Annotated in this window: 13 protein-coding genes; 2 read left to right on the top strand and 11 right to left on the bottom strand. The window is 72.4% G+C overall.

Going from position 1 to position 14098, the window contains the following annotated elements:
- From QH270_RS21355 to QH270_RS21390, 8 genes are all read right to left on the bottom strand, one after another.
- A complete protein-coding gene (locus tag QH270_RS21355; RefSeq protein WP_280345303.1) occupies positions 1 to 1200 on the bottom strand; it encodes a winged helix-turn-helix domain-containing protein in 1200 nt (399 codons plus the stop codon).
- Between the two features lie 40 nt (positions 1201 to 1240).
- Positions 1241 to 2266 carry a hypothetical protein gene (locus QH270_RS21360; protein ID WP_280345306.1) on the bottom strand — a complete coding sequence of 342 codons (1026 nt, stop codon included), beginning with the start codon at positions 2264 to 2266 and terminating at the stop codon, positions 1241 to 1243.
- Positions 2259 to 3467, bottom strand: coding sequence for a sensor histidine kinase (locus QH270_RS21365; RefSeq protein WP_280345309.1), 1209 nt, complete (start codon positions 3465 to 3467; stop codon positions 2259 to 2261). The genes QH270_RS21360 and QH270_RS21365 overlap by 8 nt, the downstream gene beginning before the upstream one ends.
- Complete coding sequence (locus QH270_RS21370) at positions 3464 to 4138, bottom strand: DNA-binding response regulator (RefSeq protein WP_280345311.1); 675 nt, start codon at positions 4136 to 4138, stop codon at positions 3464 to 3466. Before QH270_RS21370 ends, QH270_RS21365 begins: the two co-directional genes overlap by 4 nt.
- Positions 4139 to 4247: 109 nt before the next feature.
- Complete coding sequence (locus QH270_RS21375; protein WP_280219824.1) at positions 4248 to 4700, bottom strand: flavodoxin family protein; 453 nt, start codon at positions 4698 to 4700, stop codon at positions 4248 to 4250.
- Positions 4700 to 5197: a hypothetical protein gene (locus QH270_RS21380; protein ID WP_280345314.1), complete on the bottom strand. Its 498-nt coding sequence runs from the start codon at positions 5195 to 5197 to the stop codon at positions 4700 to 4702. Before QH270_RS21380 ends, QH270_RS21375 begins: the two co-directional genes overlap by 1 nt.
- Complete coding sequence (gene dapB / locus QH270_RS21385) at positions 5194 to 5940, bottom strand: 4-hydroxy-tetrahydrodipicolinate reductase (RefSeq protein ID WP_280345316.1); 747 nt, start codon at positions 5938 to 5940, stop codon at positions 5194 to 5196. The genes QH270_RS21380 and dapB overlap by 4 nt, the downstream gene beginning before the upstream one ends.
- Before the next feature lie 70 nt (positions 5941 to 6010).
- Entirely contained in the window at positions 6011 to 7117 is a 1107-nt protein-coding gene (locus tag QH270_RS21390; RefSeq protein WP_280345319.1) for an alcohol dehydrogenase catalytic domain-containing protein, read from the bottom strand.
- A 135-nt stretch (positions 7118 to 7252) separates the two neighbouring features.
- Between QH270_RS21390 and QH270_RS21395 the strand changes: the two genes are divergently transcribed.
- Positions 7253 to 7648: a VOC family protein gene (locus QH270_RS21395; RefSeq protein WP_280345331.1), complete on the top strand. Its 396-nt coding sequence runs from the start codon at positions 7253 to 7255 to the stop codon at positions 7646 to 7648.
- On the opposite strand, the gene QH270_RS21400 is transcribed toward QH270_RS21395, so the two are convergent.
- Complete coding sequence (locus QH270_RS21400) at positions 7645 to 8850, bottom strand: MFS transporter (protein WP_280345322.1); 1206 nt, start codon at positions 8848 to 8850, stop codon at positions 7645 to 7647. The two genes, QH270_RS21395 and QH270_RS21400, sit on opposite strands and share 4 nt — an antisense overlap.
- A gap of 92 nt (positions 8851 to 8942) precedes the next feature.
- On the opposite strand from QH270_RS21400, the gene QH270_RS21405 reads away from it, so the two are divergent.
- Complete coding sequence (locus QH270_RS21405) at positions 8943 to 9275, top strand: ArsR/SmtB family transcription factor (RefSeq protein WP_280345324.1); 333 nt, start codon at positions 8943 to 8945, stop codon at positions 9273 to 9275.
- 11 nt (positions 9276 to 9286) lie between these two features.
- On the opposite strand, the gene QH270_RS21410 is transcribed toward QH270_RS21405, so the two are convergent.
- Positions 9287 to 10618, bottom strand: coding sequence for a M16 family metallopeptidase (locus tag QH270_RS21410; RefSeq protein WP_280345333.1), 1332 nt, complete (start codon positions 10616 to 10618; stop codon positions 9287 to 9289).
- A gap of 134 nt (positions 10619 to 10752) precedes the next feature.
- Entirely contained in the window at positions 10753 to 13926 is a 3174-nt protein-coding gene (locus tag QH270_RS21415) for an amino acid adenylation domain-containing protein (protein ID WP_280345326.1), read from the bottom strand.
- Positions 13927 to 14098: the final 172 nt, after the last annotated feature.

The raw sequence follows: 14098 nt of genomic DNA on the forward strand, positions 1-14098 counted from the left end.
TCACAGCAAGGGCGCGAGGTCACCGCGCTCACCGATGACGACCTCGTCGAGCTCGAGCCAGTCGGCCATCTCGCGCAGGGCGCCGCGCAGCGCGTGTGCGGTCTCGGCGGTGGCGTGGCCGGGTTCGGCGAAGGCGCCGGGGGCGAGCAGCCTGCCGCTGCCGCGCTCGGCGCGCAGGTCGACCCGGCCGACGAGCTGCCCGTCGAGCAGGAACGGGAACACGTAATAGCCGTGCACCCGTTTGGGTTCGGGCGTGTAGATCTCGATGCGGTAGTGGAAGTCGAAGATCCGCTGGGTGCGCGGACGGAAGAAGATGAGGGGGTCGAACGGGCACAGCAGAGCGGCGCCGGTGATGCGGCGCGGGGTGCTCGCCTCGGGATGCAGGTAGGCCGGGGCGTCCCAGCCGTCCACGTCGACCCCGACGAGTTCGCCCGCGTCGACGAGTTCGGCGATGGCCGGGGCACTCTGGCGCCGGTTGAGGCGGTAGTAGTCGCGCAGATCGGTTTCGGTGCCGATGCCGAGGGCGCGGCTGGACCGGCGGATCAGCTCGCGCACCGCCTCGGCCTCGCCGACCTCACGCTCGCGGACATCGGCGGGGACGACGCGTTCGGTGAGGTCGTAGTGGCGGGTGAAGCCGACGCGGCGCGCGATGGACAGCTCGCCCGCGGCGAAGAGCTGTTCGCAGATCATCTTCGTGTCCGACAGGTTCCACCACGTGCCCTTGGGGCGCGGCTTGTCCAGTTCGAGGTGGCGTTCGATCTCGCCCGCGCTGGCCGCGCCGACCTCGGTGACGACGTCGAGGATGTCCTTGCCCAGCGTGGGATTTCGTTCGATCACCTTGCGCATGCCCGACCAGCGACCGTGCCGGTATTCGGCCATCCGCCAGCGCAGCAGCGGCCAGTCGGCGACCGGGATGAGCGCCGCCTCGTGCGCCCAGTACTCGACCAGCCCGCGCCGGGCGCGCGGGCTGTCGCTCCAGGCCGCCCGCTCGAGCAGGGCGCGGTCGTAGGGGCCGATCCGGCTGAAGACCGGCGCGTAGTGCGCGCGGACCACCGCCGACACCGAATCCAGTTGCAGCAGCCGGGTTCTGGCGACCACATCGAGCACGGCCCGCCGGTTCGGCTTGGCCGGTCGGCGTTTCCCGAAACCCTGTGCGGCCAGGGCGATCCGCCGCGCCGCCGCCGCATTCATCCGCTGCATGGATCCAGCCTGGCACAGGGGTCCGACAGATCGGCGCGACTCAGGTGGACACCCGGATCTCGCCCGCGGTGTCGATCTCGGTGCGCCGGTCCCCCGTCGGCGCCGCCGCCAGCACCGTCGCCACCCAGCGGCGCCCGACCGGCAGCACCCGCACGGTGACGCTGCCCGCCGTGGCGGTCTCGAGTTCGCCGACCGCGGCGTCGAGCACCCGGTGGCGCACCGAGCTGGGGACGGCGCGGAACCCGCCGTCGTCGAGCAGGGTCACCTCCACCCCGCGGGCACGGGCCTCGCGCGCCGCGCCGCTGAGGCGTTCGGTGGCCAGGTCGGGGGCCCGCAAGCCGTCGCGCAGTTCGGCCTCGAGCAATCGGCACTGTTCGCGTTCGGCGTCGGTGAGCTGCGCGCCCTCGGCGATCCGGGCCAGCATCGGCCGCGCGACCCGGTCCAGCCGGGCCAGCTGCCGGTCCCGCTCGGCCGTGGCCGCGGCCAGCGCCGCCTCCGTGGCCGCGCGCTCGGTGGCCTGCTGACGCAGGGCGCGCAGCGAACGCTGGGTGGGTCGCAGGATCGCCATGAACACCGTCACCGCGCCGACCGTGGCGACCGGGGTCAGCGCGCGCACCACGGTCTCGGGATGCCAGGTCGTGAACACGCCCATCGTGATGAGCACCGTCGCGGCCGCGGCCACCCCGATCCAGGCCGCCACGATCCGTCCGCGCAGCACCAGCATCGCCAGCAGGTACGAGGTGGGATAGGCCGTCCACAGCTGGTGGGAGAACCCGGAGGGGTTCTCGATCCAGGGCACCGTCAGCGCCATGGCCGCCGGGCCGGCGCACACCACGTAGGCGGTGGCGGGCCAGGGCAGCGGGTCGGTGGGGACGACCAGCACCACCAGCGCCGCCACCGCCATGAACGCCAGGGCCGCGGCGGCCGGGACCGGCGGCGCGATGTCGAAGTTCACCCGCAGGTACAGCACGATGGTGGCTTCGAAGATCAGCACGAACAGCCAGGCCATGCTGTCGCTGAGGCCGAACAGGTCACGCATGCCGAAGGGCCGGTCCCGGTCAGCCATGACTGCCCCAGACCAGCGTCACCACGGTCCCGTTGCCCGGTGAGGATTCGACGAAGGCGGCGCCGCCGGCCAGGGTCCGCATGCGGCCGAGGATGCTGCCCGCGATCCCCATCCGGTCCACGGGCACGCGCGCGGGGTCGAAGCCTGCGCCGTCGTCGGTGAGCACCACCCGGATGCCGCCGGTGGCGATGGTGACGGCCACCGTCCGCCGTACGGGACGACCCGGCACCCCGGCGTGGCGCAGGCTGTTGCGCACCGCCTCGCTCAACGCCGCGCCCAGCACCTGCGCCGCCTCCAGCGGCAGGCGCAGATCGGCGCCGCGCCGGGCCGCGCGCACCGGCACGTCGGGATCGACCTCGCGCACCGCGGCCCGCAGGAACTCGACCGCGGCGGAGGCGTCGAGATGGTCGATCTCGGGTGCGCTGCGCGCCTGTTCGAGCTGGTCGAGCGTGCGCGCGGCCTGCGCGCGCAGTACCGACGACGACTCGTGCGCGCGGGAGGCCTCCAGCAGGGTGGACAGCACCCCGTCGTGGATGAGGGCGGCGAAGCGCGCGCCCTCGCGTTCCCTGGCCGCGGTGGCGGCGACGGTGGCGGCCTTGCTGCGCTGGCGCACCGCCTCCCGGTCGACCCGGTCGGCGGCGGTGCGGGCATACACCACGCACCACAGGAACAGCGCGCCGACGCCGAGTCCCCTGGTGATGTCGCCGAACAGCGCCCAGGTCGAACTGTCCGGTACGACAGCGGCATTGGACACGCTCGTGGCCACCGCGAGCACGGCGGCGAAGGCCGTCGCGATCCGTCCCGACCAGGCCAGCCCGCCCGCCATCACGCCGAGGGCGAGGCCGCGGTACGGCCAGGAGGCGAACGAGCCGATCGAGACCACCGAGTACACGAGCGGGGTGAGCACCGTCGCGAGCAGATAGCATCCGGCGGCGACGGCGGCGACGCGGCGGATCGCGGTGACGGGCCCGAGCGCCGACACCAGGGCCAGCGGCGCGAACGGCAGGTACGCCCCGATCAGGTGCACCTCGGGCCACAGGGACCGGTTCAGCGGCTGGATCAGCACGGCGGGCAGTTCGAGGGTCATCACGATCATCGCGCCGACTCCGATGACCATCCCGAGCCTGCGCAGGATCTGGTCGGTCGCCGCCCGGGAGAGTTCGGTGTCCCCGGCGGCGGCCACCCGGACCGCGGTCGTCACGGGCGCTGCTGTCGTTCCGGCACCGGCAACCAGCCGTCCTCGACGGCGCGCTTGTACAGGTCGGTCTTGGTGGGCGCGGGGCGGCCGGCGTCGGCGTACTTCTGCCGGATGCGGCCGAGGTAGTCGTTGACGGTCTGCTCCGACAACCCGGTCAGCCGGGCCACGCGCGACGCCTTCTCCCCCGAGGCGTACAGCATGAGCACTTCCTCCTGACGTGGGCTGAGCCCCACGTCGGACAGCTGCGGGTCACCGTCGATCGCGGCGGCCCAGTCGGTGGTGACGACCTGTTCGCCGGAGGCGGCCCTGCGCACCGCGGCGACCACCGTGGCCACGCTCTCGGACTTGCGCAGCACGCCGAGCACGCCCGCCTTGGCGGCCGAGCGCACCAGGAACGCGTTGTCGGCGCCGGTGAACACCAGCACCTCGATGCCGCGTTCGCGCAGCGCGGTGACATTGTCCTCGGGCGAGGAGCCGTCGGGCAGGCGCAGGTCGAGCACGACCAGATCGAGCGCGTCGGTCGCCGCGAGCAGCCCGCTCACGCTGTCGGCGGTGGCGACCAGATCGAGGTCGGGTTCGGGTCCGAGCATGGCGGCGAGCCCGATGGCGACGGATTCGTGGTCCTCGACCAGCCCGATCCGCCGCACCCGCGGAGTCCGCTCCAACTCACTCACCGACCACTCCCCATCCTGGAACACCCATCCGCGGCCAGCCCGCGACACGTAGGAGTCGAGTTGTACCGCATCGGCCCAGCGTGTGTCAGCCCACCAGAATTCGGGGCGGCTAGCCCATCAGCCCGGCGGCGACGGTCGCCCCGAGCTCCCAGCACCGTTCCAGCTCGGCCTTGCCGGGCGGCCCGGAGACGGCGACCGCGGCCGCCACCCGCTGCCAGCCCAGGCCGGTGGTGATCCGTTCGACGCTCGCCTCCGCGCCCTCGGTGCCCTCGTTGCCGTGCAGGTAGAGCGCGTAGGGACGGCCGCGGGTGGAGTCCAGGCACGGGTAGTAGAAGGTGTCGAAGGCGTGTTTGAGGGCGCCGCTCATGTAGCCGAGGTTGGCCGGGGTGCCGAGCAGGTAACCGTCGGCCTCGAGCACGTCGACGGCGGTGACGGCGAGCGCGGCGCGGCGCACCACCTCCACGCCCTCGATCTCGGGATCGGTGGCGCCGGCGAGCACGGCCTCGAACATCGCCTGCGTGTGCGGCGAGGGAGTGTGGTGGATGAGCAGCAGCCGGGCCACTACGCCTCGCGTTCCAGCTTCTCCAGCGCCACCGCGCGACGCATGGTCTCACGGGCGCGGGTGCGGTCGCCCGCGTAGTCGTAGGCGCGGGCGAGGCGGTAGGAGGAACGCCAGTTGTCCGGGTCGGCTTCCCATTCGGTCTTGATCCGCGCGAACAGCTCGTCGGCGGCGGCGCGTTCGATGCGGCCGGAGGGGCGGCGCGGCAGCTGCGAGGTGTCGACCTCGAGGCCCTCCTCGTCGATCCGGCGGGCCAGGCGCTGGTGCGCGAACGCGGCCTGCAGCGTCGCCCACACGATCCAGATCCCGACGATCGGCAGCAGCAGCATGCCGATCCCGATCGCGATGCCGGCGAACTCGCCGTCGGCGATGTAGGCGATGGCCAGCCCGCCGAGCCGGACGAAGTAGTAGACCAGCGCCAGCACCAGGAACGCCACCAGCGCGAGGATCTTCACGACCTGGCGGTCAGGTCGCCGCGCGGCGGGTTCGGGGGTGCTCACAGATCCAGGAACGGGTCGAGCCCGACGGTCAGCCCAGGGCGCCCGGCGATCTCGCGCACGCCGAGCAGCACGCCGGGTGCGAAGGAGTTCCGGTCGATGGAGTCGTGGCGGATGGTGAGCGTCTCGCCCTGGGTGCCGAACAGCACCTCCTGATGGGCGACGAGTCCGGCCAGCCGCACCGAGTGCACCCGCACGCCGTCGACGTCGGCGCCACGCGCGCCCTCGAGTTCGGTACTGGTGGCGTCGGGGCTCGCGCCGATACCCGCCGCGGCACGGGCCGCGGCGATCAGGCCGGCGGTGCGGTAGGCGGTGCCCGAGGGCGCGTCGGCCTTGTTCGGGTGGTGCAGTTCGATGACCTCGACTGACTCGAAGAACCGGGCCGCCTGCTCGGCGAAGCGCATCGACAGCACCGCGCCGATGGCGAAGTTCGGGGCGATCAGCACGCCGACGTCGGGGCGCTGGGTGAGCTGGCCGCGCACCTCGGCGAGGCGGACCTCGTCGAAGCCGGTGGTGCCGACGACGGCGTGGATGCCGTTCTCGATCAGGAACTTCAGGTTGCCCATCACCACGTCGGGGTGGGTGAAGTCGACGACGACCTGGGTGCCGGTCTCGGTGAACGTCGCCAGCGCGTCGTCCTTGTCGACCTGGGCGACCAGGTCCAGATCGGCCGCCGCCTCCACGGCCGCGCAGATCGCCTGTCCGACCTTGCCGCGTGCTCCGAGCACTCCGACCCGAATGGTCACCCGCTTCTCCTCGCCTCGTCCTCGCTTGTGGTCAAGCCTATCGAGCAGCGACGGGTGACCGGGCGCGAGGTCAGTCGAACACGATCACCTGGCGCAGCGCCGCGCCGGCCGCGAGGTCGTCCATCGCCTGGTTCACCTGGTCGAGTCCGATCCGCGCCGAGACGAGCCGCTCCAGCGGCAGGGTGCCCGCGCGCCAGCGGCGGACGTATTCGGGAATGTCACGGTCGGGCACCGCCGAGCCCAGGTAGCTGCCGATGATCGTGCGGCCCTGCGCGACCAGCGCGAGCGGCGAGATCGTGGCGGTCGCGGTGGGGGCGGGCAGTCCGACCGTCACGGTGACGCCACCGGGCGCGGTGGCGGCGACGGCCGTCTCGAACGCGCGCACGTTCCCGGCCGCCTCGACCACCACCTCGGCCACGATGCCGCGCTCCGCGACCTCGGCGGGCGTGTAGGCGGCGCTCGCGCCGAATTCCTCTGCCAGCCGCAGCTTTTCGGGCACCGTGTCGACGGCGATCACCTCGCCGAGCCCGAGCGAAACGGCGACCAGCACCGCGGCCATCCCCACGCCACCGAGCCCGACGACCATGATCCGATCGCCCCGGCCCGGCTTCGCCGCGTTGAGCAGCGCACCGCCGCCGGTCAGCACCGCGCAGCCGAGTACCGCCGCGACCTCGGGCGGCACGTCGTCGTCGACCGGGACGACCGAGCGGCGGTCCACCACGGCGTGGGTCGCGAAACCGGACACCCCGAGGTGATGGTGCACCTCGGCGCCGTCGCGATGGAGCCTGCGGCCGCCGCCGAGCAGTTCGCCCGCGTTGTTGGCGACACTGCCCGGCGTACACGGGGTGCAGCCGCCGCTCGCGCAGCCCGCGCACTCGCCACAGCGCGGTAGGAAGGTCATCACGACCCGCTGCCCCACCGCGAGATCGGTGACGCCGTCCCCGATCGACTCGACGATCCCGGCTGCCTCGTGCCCGAGCAGCATCGGCACCGGCCGCACCCGGTTGCCGTCGACGACGGACAGATCCGAGTGACACAGCCCCGCCGCTTCGATCCGCACCAGCAGTTCACCGGGCCCCGGGGCGGCCAGCTCGAGGTCGCACACGGTGATCGGACGCGACTCGGCGAACGGCGCCGGCGCGGCGATGGTCTCCAGGACGGCTCCACGAATCCTCATGTGCGCGACGCTACCCCGCGTCACCGTTGCACGATCCGGGATCCGGGCGCTAACCTCGGCCGTGGTGATGGTGCTCCTGTCGGCCGCCTCGTACCGTGCCCAGGGTCGGCGCCATCACGAACAAGGAGAAATCCACTGTCAGTACAGTTCAATCACACCATTGTCGGATGTCGCGATAATCGGGAGACCGCCGAATTCTGGGCGGACATCCTCGGGTTGGACGTAGGAACAGAGTGGGGTCCGTTCATTCCGATCCCCGTCGCCAACGGCGTCACCTTCGATTTCGCGAAGGTGCCTCCGCATGTTCCCGAAGTCCAGCCGCAGCACTACGCGTTTCTCGTCTCGGAGGCGGAATTCGATGCCGCCTACGCCAAGATCCAGCGCTACAAGCTGGATCACTGGGCGGATCCGCAACAACACGGGGTCAACGAGATCAACCGCAACGACGGCGGCCGCGGGGTCTATTTCCTCGACCCCAACGGCCACTTCCTGGAATTGATCACGGTGCCCTACGGCGGCTGGCCCGCCTAGTCGCCCACGGCTGCTCGGGTTCCACGGAGCCCGAGCAGCGCCGCGACGACACAGGCCACCGAGACCAGCCCGATGAACCACGGGAACACCGTCGTGAGGCCCCAGGTGGTGGCGGCCCAGCCCGCGGCCAGCGTGGGCAACGCCAGGGCCGAATAGGCCAGCAGGTAGTAGGCCGACATGGTCTCGCCCCGGCGGTGCGGGGGCACGACCTCCGACAGGTGCCGTAGCGACCCACCGAAGCCGAGGCCGAAGGTGGCGCCCAGCGCCAGTCCGGCGAGCACCACCACGGCCGGTTGCGCACTGGCCAGCGCGGGGATCGTGGCCAGCAGAGCGAGGGCCATGCCGAGGTCACCGAAGATGGCGGCGCGCCTGGCCTGGATCCGCGTCGCGAACAACTGCGCCGCGGCGCCGGCGAGCGCGGTCCCGGCGACCACGACGCCGCCGAAGACCAGATTGTGCACGCCGGTCTTGGCCGCGGCCAGCGAGGGGTACAGCGACAGCAGCACACCGAGTACCGACCAGGCCGCCATCACACCGATCGCCGAGAACCAGAAGTCGGCCCTGATCTCTTGCGGCACCGCCGGTTTCGCGATCGTGATGCGGGCTTTCACCCGGGCGGTGTGCGGTTCGGTGACGGCGAGGATCCCGGCGCCCGCGGCCAGGCAGATCACCGCGATGACCACGTACGGCGTGCGCAGTGGCGACGGCGCGTACTGGGCGAGCACGGCGGTCCCGAGCACCGCGATCGCGATGCCGACATTGAACGCCACCCCGCTGAGCTGCCCCGACCGCGCGCCGCGCTCGGGCCGCAGGTCCAGCAGCGCGGCCGCGCCCGCCACCACGGTGGCGCCGACCGCCGCGCCGTGCAGCGCCCTGGCCAGCAGCAGCATCGGCACCGAGTCGGCGAGCAGGAAGACCACGAGGCCGAGGATCATCGTGGCGAACGCGCCGACCATCACCGGCTTGCGGCCGACGACATCGGAGATCCGGCCCGAGACCAGGACCGCGCCCAGGGCGGCCACCGCGTACACGGCGAAGACCATGGTCGTGGTGAGCGGCGAGAGATGCCATTCGGTCTGATAGATGCCGTAGAGCGGCGCGGGTGCCCCGGAGACACCGAGCGCGACGCCGGTGGCGGCCAGCACGAGTCCGTACGCCCAGCGCTGCCCCGACTCGGCCGGAGCCATCGTTGTCGCCGCCATCGCAGCCCCCATCAGGTGAGTTTGATAACCATCGAACGGTGTCGAGCGTACGCCGAGTATGATGAGTATCAAACCCCCGAGTGAGGTAGATCATGACTCAGGCTAACGGTCTCCCCCCGGCGCCGACCGCACCGGTCGCCGGGCTGCCCGCCGTGCTGAGTGCCCTGCACGATCCGGTGCGCCTGGAGATGGTGCGCCGGATGGCCAACGCGGGCGGCCCGGTCCGGTGTTCGGCGCTCTACGACGCGATCAACAAATCCACCGCGACCCACCACTTCAAGATCCTGCGCGAGGCGGGCCTGATCGAGCGGATGACCATCGACGGCCAGACCTATCAGCGGCTGCGCACCGAGGAATTGACGCACGCGCTCCCCGGCCTGCTGCCCGCGGTCGTCGAGGCCGCGAACCGGGCCACCGCGGGCTGATCGCGAATTCCTCAGCGCTCCACGAGTTTACGGACCGAGGCGGGCAGGTCGCGGGTGCGCTGGTAGGGCCCGGCCACGGCGGCGCCGAAGGGCCGGGCGAGCAGGGTGCGCGCGATCGCGCTGACCTCGTCGGTGGTGACCGCGTCGATGCGGGCCAGCGTCGCCGAGACACTGCGATGGTTGCCGTAACTGAGTTCGCTGCGGCCGATCCGGTTCATCCGCGACGCGGAATCCTCGAGCCCGAGAACCAGTCCGCCCCGCAACGACCCCTTGGCGCGGGCGCATTCGGCGTCGGTGACCCCGTTGACCGCCACGTCGGCGAGTACATCGCGCGCCAGGGTCGCGACCTGGGCGAGATTCTCCGGCTGGCAGCCCAGATACACCGAGAAGGCGCCGGTGTCGGCGAAGGTGTCCACGCTCGAGTACACCGAGTACGCCAGCCCGCGCTCCTCCCGGATGCGCTGGAACAGCCGCGAACTCAGGCCGCCGCCGATGATGGTGTTGAGCACCGACAGCGGCCAGCGCTGCTGACCCTCGTGGCGTCCGAACGCGCGCACGCCGAACACCAGGTGGGTCTGTTCGCTGTCGCGGTTGATCCGGATCAGGCCGGGCGCGGCCTGCGCCCGGAACGAACCCTCGCGGCGCGGGGCGGGTTCGACGGCGGCGTCGAGCCGCGCCGCGAACGCGCGGTGCACCAGCTCGACGGTGCGCTCGTGCCCGACGTTGCCCGCCACGGCCACGACCATCCGGTCGGGCCGGTAGCGGCGCTGATGGAACCCGCGCAGCTGACTCGCGCGCATGCCCTCGATGGATTCGACGGTGCCGATGACGGGCCGCCCGATCGGGTGGTCGCCGAACAGGGCGGTGAGGAAGGAGTCGGCGACCAGGTCCTCGGGATCGTCGTCGCGCATGGCGATCTCCTCGAGCACGACCTGGCGTTCGACGTCGACGTCCACGGCCCGGCACAGTCCGTTGAGCACCACATCGGAGACGAGTTCGACCGCCAGCGGCAGGTCCTCGTCGATGACGTGGGCGTAGTAGCAGGTCTGTTCCTTGGCCGTGAAGGCGTTGAGTTCACCGCCGACCGCGTCCATCGCCTGCGCGATGTCGAGGGCCGAGCGGGTGGGGGTCGCCTTGAACAGCAGGTGTTCGAGGAAGTGCGCCGCACCCGCGACCGTCGGTCCCTCGTCGCGGGAGCCGACACCGACCCAGACGCCGATGGAGGCCGAGCGCACCCCGGGCACGTGCTCGGTGACCACGCGGAGTCCGCCGGGGAGTACGGTGCGCCGCACCCCGCCCTCGGTGCCGATGCTGTCGGTGGATTCGGAATTCGACTCGGTCAACTGTGGCTTCGTCACCCGATCCCACCGGACGGCTGTGCTGGCATGGGTTCTCTCAACCTCTCGAAACAGGTGCGGGCGACGTGCGCGGATGCCTCGGTGTCCGGCAGCAGGCACGACGGCCTGGCTCAGCGATTCTAGGCGCCCATCGCCCCCGCCCGCGCATCGGCCCTCGCGGGTCGCTGCTCGCCTGGCGCCGGTTCGTCCTGGTCGCGCTGGGCCACAGCGGGTTCGGTGCCGTCGAGGACCGCCGCGATCCGGGCGAGGGCCCGCTCCCCCGCCATCGCCCAGTGGGTGGCGTCGATGCCGTAGCGGTGCACCGTGCCGGTGACGGCGGGCGTCCAGGTGGCCGCGCCGCGGGTGCCGGTCGGGTCGTCGACAGTGGCCGCGAAGTAGACGAGGTCACCGTCGAAGCGGCCGGGCCGGTAGTTGTCGACCATCGTCATCGACGCGGTGGCGGCGTCGATGATGCGGGTGAGGCGGGTGCGGTCGAGCGCCGCCAGTGGGCCGCCGAGATCTGCCGCGACGAGCTCGTCCCAGCCGATGTCGAGGTCGTCGCCGGCCAGGCCGCCGAGCAGGTCGCCGACGGTCGGCGCGGGGGTCTGCGCCGGTTCCGCGCCGAGCCAGCTGTCCATCATGGCCAGGCTCGCGACCTGCGCCCCCTCGGCCTGGAGTCCGGTGGCGACGGCGTGCGCGAGCAACCCGCCCAGTGACCAGCCGAGCAGGTGGTACGGCCCTTCGGGCTGCACCGTGCGGATGGCCTCGATGTAGCGGCGCGCCCACTCGTCGATCGTTTCCGGCAGCGGTTCCGCGGCGGTGAGGGCCGGGGACTGCAGGCCGTAGACGGGCCGCTCGGGATCGAGGTGGCGGGTCAGCCCGGCGAAGGACCAGGACACGCCGCCGACGGGGTGGATGCAGAACAGCGGTGCGCCGCTGCCGCCCGCGCGCAGCGGCAGCAGGACCGCGAACGCGTCGTCGGCGGTGTCGTCGGCGGCGCGCAGGCGGTCCACCACGACGCCGGGGGTCGGGTCGGTGAAGAACCACGCCACCGGCACCGCGACGCCGAGCGCTTCGCTCAGTCGCGCGGACAGCTGGACCGCGGTCAGCGAGTTGCCGCCGAGGTCGAAGAAGTTGTCGTCCATGCCGATTCGGTCCAGGTCGAGGACCCGGGCGAACTCCGTCGCGACGATCCGTTCGGTCTCGGTGATCGGCCCACGGTAGGCCGCCTGACGCAGGTGCGGTCGCGGCAGCGCGGCGCGATCGAGCTTGCCGGAGGTGTTCACCGGGAATTCGTCGAGCACGAGCACCGTGGCGGGCACCAGGTACCCCGGCAGTTCCGCCGCCAGCGCGGCCCGCAGGCGTGCCGGATCAGTGTGCGCCCCGGACGGATCCGCGCCGAGGACGACGTAGCCGACCAGCCGGTCCGCGCCGACCCCCGGCACCACAGCCGCCGCGGCCTGGGCCACGCCGCCCTGCCGCAGCAGGGCGGCCTCGACCTCGCCGAGTTCGACGCGCTGCCCGTTGAGTTTGACCTGGAGGTCACCACGGCCGACGTAATCGAGTGCGGGCGAACCGTTCTCGCCGATCCGCAGGCGGACCAGATCGCCGGTGCGGTACATCCTGGCGCCGGGCCCCGCGAACGGATCCGGCACGAACCGCTCCGCGGTGAGCTCGGACGCCCCGACGTAGCCGTGCGCGAGTTGCCCACCGCCGACGTACAGTTCGCCGACGACACCCGGCGGCACGCGCCGCAGCCGCGCGTCGAGAACGTAGAGCGCGGTGCCGGTGACCGGGCCGCCGATCGGGACCGTCAGTTGGTCGTCGTCGCCGACGCGGTGCGTGCTCACCTGGACGGTGGTCTCGGTCGGGCCGTAGAGGTTGATCACCTCCGCCCCGAGTACCGCACGCGCGCGCTGCGCCAGGGCGGCGGGCAGCGCCTCACCACCGGCGAACACCCGCCGCAGCGAGCCTGCCCGGTTGCGCCGGTCCGGCGCGTGATCGGTGAGGAAGGCGGCCAGCAGGGTGGGCGCGAACTGCGCGGTGTCCACGCCGTGCCGCGCGATCAGCGTGGCCAGATAGGCGGGGTCGCCGTGGCCGCCGGGACGGGCGATGACCGTGCGGGCGCCGACCCGCTGGGGCAGGAGCAGTTCCCAGATCGAGGCGTCGAAGGTGATCGGGGTCTTGTGCAACACGGTGTCGCCGGGGGCGAAACCGAATTCGGTGGCCATCCACTCGAGGTGGCCGACGATCGCCCTGTGCGGCACCCCGACACCCTTCGGCAAGCCGGTGGAACCGGATGTGAAGATCACGTACGCCGTGTGTTCCGGTCGCAGCGGCTGCGTGCGTTCGGCGTCGGTGAGCGGCTCGGCCGAGTGGGCCGTGAGGTCGACGGCGTCGAGTTCGATGACATCCAGCCAGGGCAGTCCGCCGCTGCGGTCCGAGTCCGGGGCCGGGATCGGCAGGTCGGTGGCGTCGCGAGTGGTCGTCAGCACGCAGATCGGCTGGGCGATCCGCAGCACCCGGGTGATCCGCTCGGCCGGATGGTCGGGGTCGATCGGCACATAGGTGCCACCGGCCGCCAGCACCGCGTGCACCGCGACCAGCAGGTCGGGCGAGCGGCGCGCGGCGACCGCCACCGCGGTGTCGGGGCCGACGCCCTGCGCGACGAGGTGACGCGCGAGCCGGTTGACCCTGGCACCGAACTCCGCGTAGGTGAGCTCGACGTCGCCGTCGGCGAGGGCGACGGCGTCGGGCGTCGCGGCGACCTGACGGTCGAACGCCACGGGCAGCACCTCGCCGGAGACCGCACGTGCTGTGTCACACCAGTTCTCGAGAACCGTTCGATCCTCGTCGGTGAGTAGCTCGACCTCGCCGATCGCCCCGTCCGGGTGGGCGGTGACGGCGTCGAGCAGCCGGACGAAGCTCTCCGCGACACGGTGCGCGGTGGCGGCGTCGAAGAGATCCGTGGCGTAGGTGAGGCTCAGGGCGCAGCCACCCTCGGCGGTGTCGGCGAGGACCAGATCCAGGTCGAACTTGGCGACGGCCGTCGCGGTGTCGAGGCCGGTGACGGTGAGGTCGGGCAGGGTTACCTCGGCCGGTACCGCGTCCAGGTTCTGGAACGCCAGCATCACCTGGAACAGCGGGCTGTGACCGGTGGAGCGCACGGGGTCGAGGACGTCGACGAGGCGCTCGAACGGCACGTCGGCATTCTCGAAGGCGGCGAGGTCGACGCGCCGGGCCCGGGCGAGCAGCTCGGTGAACGACGCGGCCGGGTCCACCGTGGTGCGCAGCACCAGGGTGGTGACGAACATGCCCACCCGGTCGTGGGGCCCCGGCGCCCCCCCCCCCGCCGCCCCCCCCCCCCCCCCCCCCCCCCCACCCCGCCGCCCGCCCGCCGGGCCCCCCCCCCGCGGGCCAATGCCGCCCCCCGCGCCCCCCCGCGGGGCCCCCCCACCGGGCGGGCACAGCTGGCCGATCGTGCCC

Origin of the sequence: Nocardia neocaledoniensis (genome assembly GCF_029868625.1) — a bacterium.
Taxonomy (GTDB): Bacteria; Actinomycetota; Actinomycetes; order Mycobacteriales; family Mycobacteriaceae; genus Nocardia; species Nocardia neocaledoniensis_A.

Coding starts and splice junctions, on each gene's coding strand:
- QH270_RS21355 (WP_280345303.1), bottom strand. CDS start 1,200: ATGCAGCGGATGAATGCGGCGGCGGCGCGGCGGATCGCCCTGGCCGCA.
- QH270_RS21360 (WP_280345306.1), bottom strand. CDS start 2,266: ATGGCTGACCGGGACCGGCCCTTCGGCATGCGTGACCTGTTCGGCCTC.
- QH270_RS21390 (WP_280345319.1), bottom strand. CDS start 7,117: ATGAGGATTCGTGGAGCCGTCCTGGAGACCATCGCCGCGCCGGCGCCG.
- QH270_RS21400 (WP_280345322.1), bottom strand. CDS start 8,850: ATGGCGGCGACAACGATGGCTCCGGCCGAGTCGGGGCAGCGCTGGGCG.
- QH270_RS21405 (WP_280345324.1), top strand. CDS start 8,943: ATGACTCAGGCTAACGGTCTCCCCCCGGCGCCGACCGCACCGGTCGCC.
- QH270_RS21415 (WP_280345326.1), bottom strand. CDS start 13,926: ATGTTCGTCACCACCCTGGTGCTGCGCACCACGGTGGACCCGGCCGCG.